Origin of the sequence: Burkholderia glumae LMG 2196 = ATCC 33617, from assembly GCF_000960995.1 — a bacterium.
Lineage (GTDB): Bacteria > Pseudomonadota > Gammaproteobacteria > Burkholderiales > Burkholderiaceae > Burkholderia > Burkholderia glumae.
In genome coordinates this window covers 736,183-750,583 of the sequence record NZ_CP009435.1, presented here as the reverse complement: position 1 = coordinate 750,583, position 14,401 = coordinate 736,183, and the positions used below count along the sequence as shown (strand labels likewise).

Here is a 14,401-nt window from a genome sequence, read left to right as displayed (position 1 = left end):
CGAGCACGTCGGGTGCCCGCCAACGAAAACCCCCGCGCGGCGGGCCGGGCGGGGGCGGGAACGCGGCGTGCGCGCGGCGGGGCGGGAAGTGCGGCCGCCCGGCCGGCCAGCCGGGGCGCGCGCCGCGTGGGCGGCGGCGCGCGTGCGGCCTCAGTGCAGAACCACCGGATGCATCATCAGGCTGTCGAACTGGCCGAGGAACTCGTCGACCTCGTCGAGCGACGGCTCCTCCTCGATCAACTGCTTGACGTGTTCGCGAAAGCGTGCAGCCATTTGCCCGTCGATGAAGATCTCGCGCTGGGAGTTCTTGTCCACGATTTCATAGCCACCGGAATTCATCGCGTGATGGCCGAGCTGCGGCGCGAATTCGACGACGCAGTAGTTGGGGCTGTTGTAGATCATTTGCATGGCGGCACTCCTCTTTGCTGTGGCTGTCAGGCCGAATGCACCGAAGGTGGGGCGGCCCCGGCCGGTTTCAAGGGGTTGGCGCTGCACGCCCGCGAGGCTAGGGCGCTTCCGTTAGAGACCGTGTTGGCGGAAACGGTTCCGATTTTCCTCCACTGTACAGATCAGGTTGTCAAACATTGTCAACACTGTGACGCAAGTTTACCGGCGAACTGCCGGCCCCGACCCGGCCGGTCCAGGCTGATCGGTCATTATTACCGCTTGGCCGGGGCCGCTTGCGGCGGCGCGCCGGTGCCGGAGGCGGGCGGGGGCGGTGCGTCGGGCACGGCTGCCGAAGCCGTTGAAGCTGCCGAAGCTGCCGAAGCTGCCGAAGCTGCCGAAGCTGCCGAAGCTGCCGAAGCTTCCGAAGCCGCCGAAGCCGTCGAAGCCGTCGAAGCCGTCGAAGCCGTCGAAGCCGTCGAAGCCGTCGAAGCCGTCGAAGCGTCGGGCGCGGTACTTTCATCGTAGCCGAGCTGCGCGGTTGCTGCAGAACGCCCTTGCCAGAGCAATTCGATCTCCGAGCCGTTGGGCTCGGTCTGCACGAGCCGCACCGGCAGCCAGTCGAGCGACGGCGCGAGCCAGATGTCGATGCGGCGCGCGTCGCCGGCCCGGCGCGGCAGGCGGCGGAAGTGACGGGCCTGCAGCGGACCGGCGTCGGTGCGGATCGATTCGTCGCCGATCGTGACGATCGGCCAGGTTTCGCCGCTGTCGTTGTCGACCACCAGGAACTCGCGCGCCACGCCCGGCCGATAGGTGTCGGGCGCGCCGTGCACGAGCCCCGACAACTGCATCAGCAGGCTGAAGCGGTCCTGCGCGCCGTCGGGCAGCGCGATCGAATTCGGCGTCTTCGTGAACACGATCTGCTTCGTGTCGCGGTTGAAGATCGCGATGTCGGCGGGACGCCGGCCGCGCTGCTCGGTGTAGCGGTCGGGCGCGATCCCGAAGTCGTCGATGCGGCCGCGGCTCTCGTAGGTGTAAGGCCCGACGAACGGCACCGGAATGGCGATCGCGAGCCGGTAGCGGTGCCCGTCCGTGATCCAGTGGATCGTGGCGGTGCCGTTCAGGTTGCCGTTGAAGTACGCACCGTAGTGCAGGTCGCCCGAGGGCGGCGGCACGAACTTCACGCCCGGCGTGGGCGCGGAGGCCGGCACCGCGTGAGCGGCGGCAGGGTTGGCCGCGGCCGAGGAGTCGGCGGTGGCGGCAGCGGCGGGCGAGGTGGACGAGGTGGCGGGAGGCGTCGCCACCGGCGCCGGCTGCGTCGCGGCCAGCACCGGGCTGCGCTCGGGCGCCGGCGCCGGGGACGGCCGCTGGCTGGGCGTGGGGCGCGGCTGCGGCGGGCGCGGCGCGGGCGCGCGCTCGATCGGCTGCGGCTTGAGCAGTTCGACCTGCACCGGCGTGTCGGTCGGCGGCGGATTCGCGGGTGCGCGATAGCCGGCGAACCACAGCGCCACGAGACCGTGCAGGAGCAGCACGACCGCGAGCGTCAGCGCGATGCGCAGCAGGCGGCGCGGCGAGGCGCGTGACGATTCGGGGAGCGAGGGCGGCGGCATCGGTCAGCGGGGCATGAAGGCGATAAGGTGGCTCGTGGCGACGGCTCGGGCGAGGGGCCGGCGCGCCGCGACGGCGCGGGGCAAGCCTGGCTCGGGGGCCGGGTTGCGCTTCGGGTCCGCGCTTCGGCCGGATACGGCGCGGCGGGACGGACCAGTCGGACAGCCGCGCGCCGCGATCGTTCGCGCCGCGCGACGTGGCGCGGCGTCAGGCTTCGCGCGCCGGGTCGTAGCCGATCTGATAGGACAGCGTCGCGGCGCACTCGCGCAGCGCGAGATCGACCTTGCCGCCCCAGGCGATATCGAACACGCCCTCCTGGCCGAGCGCGACGAGGCCGAGCGAGAGCTCGCCGAGCGAATCGAACACGGGCATGCAGAACGCGTGGATGGTGGGCAGCAGCATGCCCTCGACGCGCGCGGCGCCGTGCTCGCGCACCTCGGCCAGGCATGCCTCGAGCGCCTCGCGCGTGCGCGGGCCGTGGTGATGCGGCGCGCGGCGCGCGTCGGCGAGCTCGCGTTCGAGCAGCGCGGCGGTCTTGCCGCGCGGCAGGTAGGCGGCGAACAGCAGGCCGGTGGCGGAGCCGAGCAGGGGCATCACGTCGCCGAGCTTCAGCGACGCGCGGGCCGGGTGGCTCGACTCCATCCAGTGGACGATGGTCGGCCCGTGGTTGCCCCACACGGCGATGCCGACGGTCAGGTCGAGCTGGTCGCGCAGCGTGCTCAGCGCGAGCCGCGCGAGCTTCACGCCGTCCACCCGCGCGAGCCGCGCGAGCCCCATCTGCAGCGCGAAGCCGCCGAGTTCGTAGCGGCCCGAGACGGGGTCCTGCGCGACCACGCCGAGCCGCTGGAAGCTGACCAGATAACGGTGCGCCTTGGCGGGGCTCATCTGCGCGCGATGCGCGAGGTCGCGCAGCATCATCGCGCGCGGCTCCTGGGTCAGCACGTCGAGCAGCCGGAAGCCGACCTCGATCGACTGGATGCCGGAGCGCACTTTTTCCTCGGCGCCGTCGTCGGCGGGCTCGTCGGGTTCGGTGTCGGACATGGGCGGGCAGGCGTGCGATGCGAAAGGGAGCGGCAAGCGAAAGACGGCGAACGCTGGAGCGGGCGAAGCGGCCCGGCGGCGAGGCGCGGGCTTCGCCGCGCGGATTCACCATCGTAGAATAGTTTCCCTCCCTCGTCACTACACGGTATCCAGCTCCATGAAACTTGCTTCGCTGAAGGACGGCACCCGCGACGGCCAACTGATCGTCGTGTCGCGCGACCTGCAGACGGCGGCGATCGCCGACACGGTTGCGCCGACGCTGCAGCGCGCGCTCGATGACTGGACATTCCATGCGCCGCAGCTTCGCGAGCTCTACGACGCGCTCAACCACGGCCGCGCGCGTCGCGCGTTCGCGTTCGAGGCGGCCGACTGCATGGCGCCGCTGCCGCGCGCGTTCCAGTGGGCCGATGCCTCGGCGTACCTGAACCACGTCGAGCTGGTGCGCCGGGCGCGCGGCGCCGAACTGCCGCCCGAGCTGGCCACCGATCCGCTGATGTACCAGGGCGGCAGCGACGATTTCCTCGGGCCGCGCGATGACATCGTCTGCGCCTCCGAGGCATGGGGGATCGATTTCGAGGCCGAGGTGGCGGTGGTGACCGGCGACGTGCCGATGGGCACCGCGCCCGACGACGCGCTGAAGGCGGTGCGGCTCGTGATGCTGGCCAACGACGTGTCGCTGCGCAACCTGATTCCGGCCGAGCTGGCGAAGGGCTTCGGCTTCTTCCAGAGCAAGCCGGCCACGGCGTTCTCGCCACTGGCCGTCACCACCGACGAGCTCGGCGAGAGCTGGCGCGGCGGGCGCCTCGCGCGGCCGATGCTGGTGCATTGGAACGGCAAGCGGGTCGGCCAGCCCGACGCCGGCACCGACATGACGTTCCATTTCGGACAGCTGATCGCGCATGCGGCCAAGACGCGCAACCTGCGCGCCGGCACGATCGTCGGCTCGGGCACGGTGTCGAACCGCGACGCCACGCGCGGCTACTGCTGCATCGCCGAGAAGCGCTGCCTCGAAACCATCGAGCACGGCGCGCCCGCCACCGAATTCATGCGCTACGGCGACCGCGTGAGGATCGAGATGCTCGACGCGGCCGGCAAGTCTATCTTCGGCGCGATCGAGCAAGCCGTCGCGCCGCTCGAGGCGGCGTCCTGAACACGCGCGGCGCCGCTGCCGAGGCACCCGCACGACACCATCATGACCCTGACAGGGAGCGAGACATGAGCCAACCCGATGCCTACGCCGGCTACCAGGCGCTGCGGCTGCGGCGCCTGCCGCACGGCATCCTCGAGATCGTGATGAGCGGCGAGGGCGCCAACCGCAGCGGCCTCGCCACCGCCGACGCGCGCATGCACCGCGAGCTCGCCGAAATCTGGCGCGACCTCGACCGCGATCCCGAGGTGCGCGTCGCGCTGATCCGCGGCGAGGGCAAGGGCTTCTCGGCGGGCGGCGATCTCGCTCTCGTCGAGCAGATGGCCGACGATTTCGCGGTGCGCACGCGCGTCTGGCACGAGGCGCGCGACCTCGTCTACAACGTGATCAACTGCGGCAAGCCGATCGTCTCGGCGATGCACGGGCCGGCGGTGGGCGCGGGGCTGGTGGCCGGGCTGCTGGCCGACGTGTCGATCGCCGCGAACGACGCGCGCATCATCGACGGCCATACGCGGCTCGGGGTGGCGGCCGGCGACCACGCCGCGATCGTCTGGCCGCTGTTGTGCGGCATGGCGAAGGCCAAGTATCACCTGCTGCTCTGCGAGCCGGTGAGCGGGGCGCAGGCCGAGCGCATCGGGCTCGTGTCGCTGGCCGTCGACGCGGCCGAGCTGCTGCCGAAGGCGCTGGAGCTGGCCGAGCGGCTCGCGCACGGTTCGCAGAGCGCGATTCGCTGGACCAAGTACGCGCTCAACAACTGGCTGCGCATGGCCGGGCCGACCTTCGACGCGTCGCTCGCGCTCGAATTCATGGGCTTCTCGGGTCCGGACGTGCGCGAGGGCATCGACTCGCTGCGCGCGCGGCGCGCGCCCGACTTCGACGGCGCGGCCGGCAAGCCGTGAGGGCGCGGCCGCGGGGCGCGGAGGCTGCCGGCCGCCGCGCCGCTCGCCGGCATCCCGCGCCCGCTATCCGCCGCCCATGCGCCCTCGGCCGCATCGCCGGGCGCCGGCGGGGGCGCGCGCGAGACCGCCCGCCTCGCGCGCCGGCGCCGCGGGGCCGCGTTTCCCGTTCGCGCATCGCGCCCGCGCGCTATGATCGAATCATGCGCCGTCGCCCGACGCCCGCCCAATCGAACCCGTCACGAAGGATTGCCGCATGACCGATACGCCCGGCTCCAACCCGTTCCCCGGCTTCGCAGGCTTCAAGCCGTCCGACATGCTCGACCGGATGTGGGACATGATGCGTCTCTCGCCGTTCGGCGCCGGCATGGGCGCGGTGCCCGGCCAGGGACTGCCGCCGTCGCTGTCGGCGATGTCGGACATGATGGCGCCGCTCGCGAGCGTCGAGGAACTCGACAAGCGCATCACCGACCTGCGCGCCGTCGAGCAATGGCTGAAGCTCAATCTCGGCATGCTGCAATCGGCGATCCAGGCGCTCGAGGTGCAGCGCGCCACGCTCGCCACGCTGCGTGCGTTCGGCGCGCTCGCGCAGGAGTCGATGGCCGCCGCCGAGGCGGCCGTCGCATCCGGCGCCGAGGCCAAGCGCACCGCCGCGCCGGCCTCGCCGTTCGCGTCGCCGTTCGGGGCCTCGCCGTTCGGCGCGGCGGCGCCGGCGTCGCCCGAAGCGGGCCGGGCGGCAGGTGCGGCCGGCGAGGCGGCCAAGGCCGGCCCCGCCTCCGGCAATGCCGGCGCCGCCGACTCGGGCCCGGCGCCTGGTGCCGGGGTACCGCCGACGGGCGCCGAGGCATTCGATCCGGCCGGCTGGTGGAACCTGCTGCAGTCGCAGTTCAGCCAGCTTGCCAATTTCGCGATGACGCAGCCCGCTGCCGCTGCCGGGGCCGGCGAACCGAAGCCGGCCCCGGCGGCCGAGCCGCCGCGCGCGCGCAAGCCGGCCACGCGCCGCGCGGCGCCGCCGAAGCCGCGCGCGCCGCGCACCGGGGCGTCCGGGGAGGCCCCCGACGCGGCGCCGGACCCGGCGCCGCCGCCGGACCCGGCGCCGCCGCCGGCCGCGAAGGCGGCGCGCAAGCGCGGCCCGTGATGCGCGCCGTTCCCACCCTCTGAGGCTGCCGTGCGGCTCGCGCTCGTTCTGATGGGAGGCGGCGCGCGCGCCGCCTATCAGGCCGGCGTGCTGCAGGCGCTGGCCGAGATCGCGCACCAGGTGCAGCCGGCGCGCCGCGAACTGCCGTTCGCGATCGTCTGCGGCTCCTCGGCGGGCGCGATCAACGCGGCCGCGATCGCCAGCCACGCCGACGATTTCGCGCGCGGCGCGGCACGCCTGCTGTCGTTCTGGGAGCACCTGCGCGCCGAGATGATCTACCGCACCGACTGGCTCGGCGTGGCGGGCGCGGGCGCGCGCTGGCTGGCCGCGATGAGCATCGGCTGGGCGGCGCGCCGCGCGCCGCGCGGGCTGTTGGACAACGCGCCGCTGGCCGACCTGCTGCGGCGCGAGCTCGATTTCCACCGGATCGGCCGGATGCTCGGCGCGCGCCGGCTGCACGCGCTGTCGGTCACCGCGCTCAGCTACACGAGCGGGCGCCACCTGACGTTCTACGCCGGCAGCGAGCCGATCCACGCATGGCGGCGCGCGCAGCGCACGGCCCGCATGGTCGATCTGTCGGCCGCGCACCTGCTCGCCTCGTCGGCGATTCCGTTCGTGTTCCCGGCCGTGCCGCTCGTGATCGACGGGCGCATCGAGTATTTCGGCGACGGCTCGATCCGCCAGATCGCGCCGCTCTCGCCGGCGATCCATTTCGGCGGCGACCGGATCGTCGTGATCGGCGCGGCGGCCGCGCGCCCCGAGGTGCCGGCCGCCAACGGCCACGCGCTCGGCTATCCGTCGCTCGCGCAGATCGGCCAGCAGGTGCTCGCGAGCGTGTTCCTCGATTCGATCGGCACCGACATCGAGCGCATCGAGCACGTCAACCGCGTGGTCGAGCATCTGCCGCGCCAGATCGAGCCCGAGAGCGGCTGGCGTCACGTCGACGTGCTCGCGATCGCGCCGTCCGAGCGCATCGAGCTGATCGCCGCCAAGCACCTGCGGCGGCTGCCGTTGACGGTGCGCGGGCTGCTCGGCGCGATCGGCGGCAACCAGCCGGCCGGGGCCTCGTTTGCCAGCTATCTGCTGTTCGAGGCCGAGTTCACCCGCGAGCTGATCGCGCTCGGCCGTGCCGACGCGCTGCGGCAGCGCGAGACGCTGGCGGCCTGGATCGCCTCGGCGAGCCCGGGCGGCGGCCCGCCGGCGGCGGCGCAGGGGCCGCCGGCCGCCGCCGGTACGTGGGGCGCCGCGGCGGCACCCGTTTGCCCATCGGCCGGTTCGCCAGGCGAACGCGGCGGCCGGCGCTGAGCCGGGCCGGCTGCGCGCCGTATGCTGCGGCGCAGCGCGGCGGCGTTGTTTTATGTGCGACGATTTGCCGCATTCCGTCGTGTTCGTGTCGCGGATCGGTCATCGGTGCGTGCTATCATCGCCGACGCCGAAAACATCCAGGACGGGTGCTGGCGGCGCGATGCGTGCCCGACGCTCGCGCGCACGGCCTCGTAACGACAGCCGGCCTCGAGCCGGCCTATCTCTCAAAGCAGGGCAGGCGCCGGGCTCGGCCAGATCGAGCGTCGCGCGTGCCCGCCCCACAAGCGGTTGCGCGTTCGCGGCAGGAGCGTCGAGGCGCAGGTGCATCCAGCGTGTGGTTTAGCGCGTAAAATTACTGGTTCGTCAGGTCGGCGCCCTTATTGTGGGCGTTCGACGCAACAGTCACGTTTAGCAGTCGCAATGCGCAGAACAGGGGTGGGACCATGAACACCATGCTTTATCCGGAACTCTACAAATCGCTCGAAGCCGTCCGTTGGGACATGGAGAAGGACATCCCTTGGGACAAGTTCGACGCGTCGCTGCTGACGGACGAACAGGCGACGACGATCAAGATGAACGCGATCACCGAGTGGTCGGCGTTGCCCGCGACGGAGATGTTCCTGCGCGACAACCACCACGACAGCGATTTCTCGGCGTTCATGAGCGTCTGGTTCTTCGAGGAGCAGAAGCATTCGCTGGTCCTGATGGAATACCTGCGCCGCTTCAAGCCGGAGATGATGCCGACCGAGGAGGAGTTGCACGCGGTGCGCTTCGAGTTCGATCCGGCGCCGCCGCTCGAGACGCTGATGCTGCACTTCTGCGGCGAGATCCGCCTGAACCACTGGTATCGCCGTGCCGCCGAGTGGCATACCGAGCCCGTCATCAAGCACATCTACGAGACGATCTCACGCGACGAGGCCCGCCACGGCGGCGCCTACCTGCGCTATATGAAGAAGGCGCTCGTCAACTGCGGCGACGCCGCGCGCTCGGCGTTCGCGAAGATCGGCGTGCTGATGGCCTCGGCGCGCCGCACCGAGAAGCCGCTGCACCCGACCAACCTGCACGTGAACCAGGCGCTGTTCCCGCGCGACACCGTGCAGTCGCGGCTGCCCGATCCCGAGTGGCTCGAGCGCTGGCTCGACGAGCAGATCCGCTTCGACGGCGAGTGGGAGAAGAAGGTCGTCGACCGCATCCTGCACAACCTGTCGATCCTGTTCGAGCGCACCTTCGCGACCGCCCAGGAACTGAACCGCTACCGCAAGGAAGTGACGACGCGGCTGCAGGCGCAGGAGGGCGGTGCGGCCCAGCCCGCCTGACACGGCGCGCTGCCGTGACGCCAGCCCGCCGACGTTCAGCGGGCTTTTTTTTATGGCGCGCCGGCGCGCGCGCTGTGCCGCCGCCGCGCCGCCATGCCGCCGCGTTTTCGCCTCGATTGCGCGGCGCGGTGGCCGAACCCGCCACCCCGTGGCCGCCGGGCAGCCCGGCGAGCCGCTCGGCGCCTGCCGCTTCCCGCGCCGACCTTTCGACCGGAGTCCATGCCGATGCCCGCCGCCTTCGAACGTAAATTCATCCGCCGCGACGCGCTCGCCGCGCTGCGCCCGACCCTGCCGTCACCCGTGGTGTTCACGAACGGTGTGTTCGACATCCTGCATCGCGGCCACGTCACCTACCTGGCCGACGCACGCGCGCTCGGCGCCTGCCTGATCGTCGCCGTCAACAGCGACGCCTCGGTGCGCCTGCTCGGCAAGGGCGACGACCGGCCGATCAATCGCCAGGAGGATCGCATGGCGCTGCTCGCGGCGCTGGAATGCGTCGACTGGGTGGTCGGTTTCGAGGAGCAGACGCCGGTGGCGCTGATTGAGGCGGTGCGCCCCGACATCCTGGTCAAGGGCGGTGACTACGACATGGACGCGCTGCCCGAAGCGGCGCTCGTGCGCGGCTGGGGCGGCAAGGCGCTGGCGATTCCGTTCGAGTTCGAGCGCTCGACCACGGCGCTTCTGAAGAAGGTGCGCGCCCACCAGGGCTGAGCCCCGGCGCGCCGGTTCAGGCGCGCGACGCCTTGTGGCGCGGCGCTGCGGTGCGCGGCTTGGGCTTGGCGCGCGCCTTGGCGGCCGCGCGGCGCGACCGGCCCTCGACCAGCGCCACCGGCGCGAGGGCCGCGGCGGCCACCAGCGGGGCGGCGCCGTCGAGCTTCGCGGCGTGGGCGGCGGCCGGTGCCGAGCCAGCCGCCGGCGCCGCGGGAGCGGACGTGGCGGCCGGGGGCGCTGCGGCGCCGGGCGCCGCACCCGATGCCGGCGCACTCGATGCCGGCGCCGGGGCGGGTGCCGCCGCCCCCGACGCGCCCGCGGCCTCCGAGGCCGGCCCGGAGCCCGACGCCGCGTTCGGCGCCGACGCGCCGAGCGGCTGCACCTCGATCGCCGGCGAGGTGATCGGGCCGCCCACCACCGGTGTTTCGGCCGCCTGCGCCGCCGCGCTCACGCGCAGCGCTTCCGGGCGCACCTGCTGGGCGAGATGCGCGGGTTCGCGCGCACCGGCCGCGGGCGGCGGCCCGAACAGCCCCTCGATCGCGGCCAGCGCGACGAGGTTGGCCACCAGCAAGATCGCGATCAACCAACGTAGCATCATCGTCGAAGCTCTCCCTCGATAATCAGTCCGGCCGGCCGGCGGTGTGCCGGCATGGCCCCGATTGTGACCTCATTGGCCGGCGCCGTCGCGCGCGATCCGCGCCAGCCCCGACAGCACCAGCGAATCATGCCGCGTATGGGGCACCGTCAAGGCGTGCGCCACGGCGTCGGCGGCGCCGCCCGACAGCAGCAGCCGTACCGCGCGGCCGCCCGCCGTCAGGTCGCGCCAGGCGCGCTCGATCAGCCCCACCTGCGCTTGCAGGCAGCCGGCCGACAGCGAATGGGCCGTGTCGAGCGCGAACGGCACGCGGCCCGACGCGTCGTCGAGCTCGCCGACGAGCCGCATCGCCGTGCCGGTGGTGAGCGTCGGCAGTTGCGCCGTGTGCGTGCCGAGCGCGCGCATCATCATGGCCCAGCCCGGCGCGATCAGGCCGCCGGCGAAGCGGCCGTCGGCGCTCAGCGATTCGAGCGTGGTGGCCGTGCCGAACGTCGCGATCAGCAGCGCCTCGCCCGGATACGCGGCGCGCGCGCCGATCAGCCCGCACCAGCGATCGCTGCCGAGCTGCGCGGGCGTGGTGTAGCCGTTGCTCACGCCGCACTGTTCGGCGCGGGCCGTCACCAGCGTGCGCGGCAGCCCCGGCCAGCGCGCGTCGATCAGCGCGTCGATGCGCGAGCCGACCTCGGCGCCCGCCACGTTCGAGATCCAGGCATGATGCGGCGCGGCCCGGCCGGGCCAGGCGGGAATCGCCGCCTCGCTGCCGGCCGGCGCATGGCCGGGCGCCGGCTCCACCGCGCCGCTGCCGGCCGCCGTGCTCTCGACGAGCGTGCCGTCGGCACCGGCGAGCGCCCACTTGATCCGGCTGTTGCCCGCGTCCACCAGCAGCGCGAGAGGTGCCGCCGTCATGGCGCGGATCCGGTTTCGCGCAGCGAGACGTCGCCGGCCGCGATCGCGCGCCGGCCGTCGGCCGTGTCGAGCAGCAGCTGGCCGCTGTCGTCGATGCCGGCCGCGACGCCGCGCGCCACTTCCCGACCCTGTTCGAGCAGTACCACCTCGCGGCCCGCGTGCGCGTGCAGCGCGGCCCAGCGCGGCGCGAACGGCGCGAGGCCGCCGGTGGCGAAGCGTTCGAGCGCGGTGGCGAGCGGATCGAGCACGGCGGCCAGCGTATCGGTGAGGTTCGCGCTCGCACAGGCCGACGACAGCGCGGCGGGCGGCAGCGCGCCCGCCAGCGCGGCGTTGCGCTCGCGCAGCGCCGCGACCTCGGCGGCCACCGCCTCCGCGCCGCGCACGTTGATGCCGAAGCCGATCACGAGCGCGCTCGCGTCGGCGGTGTTCCAGACCGTCTCGACGAGAATCCCGCCGAGCTTGCCCACCGGCAGGTCGCCGTCCACCAGCAGCAGGTCGTTCGGCCATTTGAGCCGTACCCGCTGGCCGCGCGCGAGCGGCAGCGCGGCCAGCCCCTCGGCGAGCGCGACGCCGACCGCGAGGCTCAGGCCGGCGAGCGCGTCCACCGGGCGCGGCAGCACGCAGCCGACCGAGCACAGCAGCGCGTTGCCGGGCTGCGCGAACCACGGGCGGCCCTGGCGGCCGCGCCCGGCGGTCTGCTCGTAGGCGACGCGCACGATCGGCCGCGGCAGGGCGTTGCGCGTGCGCGGCAGCGTCTTCAGATGGGCGGCGAGGTCGGCGTTGGTCGAGCCGGTCGCCTCGACGATGTCGAGCGGCCAGGGCTCGGGCGCGCTGGCGGGCAGCGAGCGGGCGCGCGTCGGATCGATTCGCGCGGCGTCGGACAGGGGCGGTGAGACGTTCATGGCGGCTATTGTACGAGAGCCGGCGCGGCGGGGCCGGAGCGATTGCGCGTGCCTCGGGGCGGCCGGCCGGGGTGGCCGGGCCGGCGGCCCGGTTCGCCGCCGCGGCGCCGCGGCGGGCACGCGCCGTGGCGGTGGACGCGGCGCGTACCCGATGCGCGGCGCCGGGCGCGCGCGCGGGCACCGTGCTCCGAGCGGCGGGGCGCGAATCGGAGCGGGGCGCCTTGCGCCTGTTGCGTACCGGGCGCGGCGCCGGCGGCCGGATCGACAGCCGCCGCGACAGCCTGCTGAAAGCTCGCCGCGGATGGCCGCGGGTTTTCTCGTGGCTCACGCCGGGCGCGCGGCCAGATGGGGTTCGATACAATGCCCGTATCAAATTTTTCGCAAGTATCGTCCCTTGGATTTCCAGACACCTCCCGGCCTGTCGGTCGATCGCGTCGACGGCGGCAAGATCGTGCGCCTGTCGGGGCAGTGGACGGCGCTCGCGCTCGCGCGCGACCGCGGCGTGGTGGTCCGGCGCGCCGAGAAGCTCGCGCGCGGCCAGGTGGCGCGCGGCCGCCGTTCGCGCGAGCCGGCCGCGGCCGACGGCCCGGCGCGGCGCTGGGACCTCTCGGCGATCGAGCGGCTCGACCACGTGGGCGGCCAGGCGCTCTGGCGCGTCTGGGGCCACCGGCTGCCGGACGGCGTCGTGCTGACCGACAACCAGCGCATCGTGTTCGAGCGCATCGAGCGGCTCGACGAGGCGCGCGAGGCGCCCGAGCCGGTGGTGCGCCACGATCCCGTCACGCGGCTCGGCCTCGCGATGTTCCAGTTCGGCGAGCACCTGTTCGGCGGCGTGGCCATGTTCGGCCGCGTGATCCTCGATCTCGGCGCGATCGCGCGGCGCCCGAAGACGATGCCGTGGACCGAGATCTCCGCCAACGTCTACAACGCCGGCGCCAAGGCGCTGCCGATCACGGCGCTGGTGGCATTCCTGATCGGCATCGTGCTCAGCTACCTGTCGGCGCAGCAACTGCAGCAGTTCGGCGCGAACCGCTACATCGTCAACATCCTCGGGCTGTCGGTGATCCGCGAGCTCGGCCCGGTGCTCTCGGCGATCCTGGTGGCGGGACGCTCGGGCTCGGCGATCACGGCCCAGATCGGCGTGATGCGCGTGACCGAGGAGCTCGACGCGATGCGCGTGATGGGCATCCCGCACGGGCTGCGCATCGTGCTGCCGCGCGTGCTGGCGCTCGGCGTGGCGATGCCGCTGCTGGTGATGTGGACCAACATCGTCGCGCTGTCGGGCGGTGCGCTCGCCGCGAAGTTCGCGCTCGGCATCGATTTCAACTTCTTCATGCGCTCGCTGCCCGGCGTGGTCCCGATCGCCAATCTCTGGATCGGGCTCGGCAAGGGGGTGGTGTTCGGCATGCTGATCGCGCTGGTGGGCTGCCACTTCGGTTTCCGCATCAAGGCGAATTCGCAGAGCCTGGGCGAGGGCACCACCACCTCGGTGGTGTCGTCGATCACGGTGGTGATTCTCGCCGACGCGGTGTTCGCGATCCTGTTCCAGAACGTGGGGCTCGGATGATGGACCACAGACACACGGCGGCGCCCGGCGGCGGCGCGGCCGAGCCCGGCTACGTGATCGAGGTGCGCGACCTGACCAAGCGCTACGGCCACAACGTGGTCCACGAGCATCTCGACTTCGACGTGCGGCAGGGCGAGATCGTCTCGATCGTGGGCGGCTCGGGCTCGGGCAAGACCACGCTGGTGCGGCAGATCCTCGGCCTGGAGCGGCCGACCTCCGGCACCGTGCGCGTGTTCGGCGAGGACATCGCCACGCTCGACGGCGACGCCGCGCGCGTGATGCGCAGCCGCTCGGGAATGCTGTTCCAGCACGGCGCGCTGTTCTCGTCGCTGACGGTGTTCGACAACATCGCGCAGCCGCTGCGCGAGCTGGGCCGTGTGCCGGCCGACCTGCTGCACGAGATCGTGATGCTGAAGCTGGAGATGGTCGGGCTGCCGTGCAAGCACGCCTCGAAGATGCCCTCGGCGCTTTCGGGCGGGATGGTCAAGCGCGTCGGCATCGCGCGCGCGATCGCGCTGGAGCCCGAGCTGCTGTTCCTCGACGAGCCGACGGCGGGGCTCGACCCGCGCGCCTCGGACGAGTTCGTCGACCTGATCGCCACGCTGCATCGCACGCTCGGACTGACCGTGGTGATGATCACGCACGATCTCGATACGATGGTGGCGCTCTCCACCCGGGTGGCGGTGATCGCCGACCGCAAGGTGCTGGTGGCCGCGCCCGTCGAGCAGGCGGCCGGCGTCGATCATCCGTTCATCAAGGAATACTTTCTCGGGCTGCGCGGCCGCCGCGCGCTGCAGGCGCTGCCGCCGGAGCGGCGCGCGACGCTGCCGAAGGCCGCACTCGAACCGGCGCTGTCCAGCGTCGAGCTGTAACAGAGGGAATCGC

General features: G+C 72.8%; 14 protein-coding genes. 8 read left to right on the top strand and 6 right to left on the bottom strand.

Features of this window, described 5'->3' with window-relative positions:
• Positions 1 to 150: 150 nt before the first annotated feature.
• The 3 genes from KS03_RS15940 to KS03_RS15930 all read right to left on the bottom strand — a co-directional run bounded on the left by KS03_RS15940 (position 151) and on the right by KS03_RS15930 (position 3,033).
• Positions 151 to 408, bottom strand: coding sequence for a BTH_I0359 family protein (locus KS03_RS15940; protein WP_015877142.1), 258 nt, complete (start codon positions 406 to 408; stop codon positions 151 to 153).
• Between the two features lie 251 nt (positions 409 to 659).
• Positions 660 to 1,994, bottom strand: coding sequence for a DUF3108 domain-containing protein (locus tag KS03_RS15935; RefSeq protein ID WP_045678852.1), 1,335 nt, complete (start codon positions 1,992 to 1,994; stop codon positions 660 to 662).
• A 205-nt stretch (positions 1,995 to 2,199) separates the two neighbouring features.
• Positions 2,200 to 3,033, bottom strand: a complete 834-nt coding sequence (locus KS03_RS15930; protein WP_035984803.1) for an IclR family transcriptional regulator — start codon at positions 3,031 to 3,033, stop codon at positions 2,200 to 2,202.
• 157 nt (positions 3,034 to 3,190) lie between these two features.
• Here KS03_RS15930 and KS03_RS15925 point away from each other — a divergent pair, with 157 nt between their 5' ends.
• The 6 genes from KS03_RS15925 to rfaE2 all read left to right on the top strand — a co-directional run bounded on the left by KS03_RS15925 (position 3,191) and on the right by rfaE2 (position 9,546).
• The gene (locus KS03_RS15925) at positions 3,191 to 4,183 is read left to right on the top strand and encodes a fumarylacetoacetate hydrolase family protein (RefSeq protein WP_015877139.1); all 993 of its coding nucleotides are present in this window, start codon (positions 3,191 to 3,193) and stop codon (positions 4,181 to 4,183) included.
• Between the two features lie 65 nt (positions 4,184 to 4,248).
• The gene (locus KS03_RS15920; RefSeq protein ID WP_015877138.1) at positions 4,249 to 5,079 is read left to right on the top strand and encodes an enoyl-CoA hydratase/isomerase family protein; all 831 of its coding nucleotides are present in this window, start codon (positions 4,249 to 4,251) and stop codon (positions 5,077 to 5,079) included.
• Between the two features lie 253 nt (positions 5,080 to 5,332).
• On the top strand, positions 5,333 to 6,214 hold the full coding sequence (locus KS03_RS15915) for a PhaM family polyhydroxyalkanoate granule multifunctional regulatory protein (protein WP_039202280.1): 882 nt from the start codon (positions 5,333 to 5,335) through the stop codon (positions 6,212 to 6,214).
• Between the two features lie 30 nt (positions 6,215 to 6,244).
• Positions 6,245 to 7,519: a patatin-like phospholipase family protein gene (locus KS03_RS15910; RefSeq protein ID WP_015877136.1), complete on the top strand. Its 1,275-nt coding sequence runs from the start codon at positions 6,245 to 6,247 to the stop codon at positions 7,517 to 7,519.
• Between the two features lie 443 nt (positions 7,520 to 7,962).
• Positions 7,963 to 8,835, top strand: coding sequence for a ferritin family protein (locus KS03_RS15905; RefSeq protein ID WP_035979644.1), 873 nt, complete (start codon positions 7,963 to 7,965; stop codon positions 8,833 to 8,835).
• 225 nt (positions 8,836 to 9,060) lie between these two features.
• Positions 9,061 to 9,546 (top strand): D-glycero-beta-D-manno-heptose 1-phosphate adenylyltransferase, encoded by a 486-nt coding sequence (gene rfaE2, locus KS03_RS15900; RefSeq protein ID WP_015877134.1) that lies wholly within the window; start codon positions 9,061 to 9,063, stop codon positions 9,544 to 9,546.
• Positions 9,547 to 9,562: 16 nt separating this feature from the next.
• Here the strand turns inward: rfaE2 and KS03_RS32175 are convergent, their stop codons facing one another.
• The 3 genes from KS03_RS32175 to KS03_RS15885 form a co-directional block, all read right to left on the bottom strand.
• A complete protein-coding gene (locus tag KS03_RS32175; RefSeq protein ID WP_230674429.1) occupies positions 9,563 to 10,144 on the bottom strand; it encodes a hypothetical protein in 582 nt (193 codons plus the stop codon).
• A 69-nt stretch (positions 10,145 to 10,213) separates the two neighbouring features.
• Positions 10,214 to 11,047 carry a type III pantothenate kinase gene (locus tag KS03_RS15890; RefSeq protein WP_015877133.1) on the bottom strand — a complete coding sequence of 278 codons (834 nt, stop codon included), beginning with the start codon at positions 11,045 to 11,047 and terminating at the stop codon, positions 10,214 to 10,216.
• Positions 11,044 to 11,949 carry a biotin--[acetyl-CoA-carboxylase] ligase gene (locus tag KS03_RS15885; RefSeq protein ID WP_015877132.1) on the bottom strand — a complete coding sequence of 302 codons (906 nt, stop codon included), beginning with the start codon at positions 11,947 to 11,949 and terminating at the stop codon, positions 11,044 to 11,046. The genes KS03_RS15890 and KS03_RS15885 overlap by 4 nt, the downstream gene beginning before the upstream one ends.
• A 394-nt stretch (positions 11,950 to 12,343) precedes the next feature.
• Here KS03_RS15885 and KS03_RS15880 point away from each other — a divergent pair, with 394 nt between their 5' ends.
• Together KS03_RS15880 and KS03_RS15875 are read left to right on the top strand one after the other, a co-directional pair.
• Positions 12,344 to 13,516, top strand: coding sequence for an MlaE family ABC transporter permease (locus KS03_RS15880; protein WP_015877131.1), 1,173 nt, complete (start codon positions 12,344 to 12,346; stop codon positions 13,514 to 13,516).
• Positions 13,516 to 14,388: an ABC transporter ATP-binding protein gene (locus KS03_RS15875; RefSeq protein ID WP_015877130.1), complete on the top strand. Its 873-nt coding sequence runs from the start codon at positions 13,516 to 13,518 to the stop codon at positions 14,386 to 14,388. Before KS03_RS15880 ends, KS03_RS15875 begins: the two co-directional genes overlap by 1 nt.
• The last annotated feature ends 13 nt before the right edge of the window (positions 14,389 to 14,401 follow it).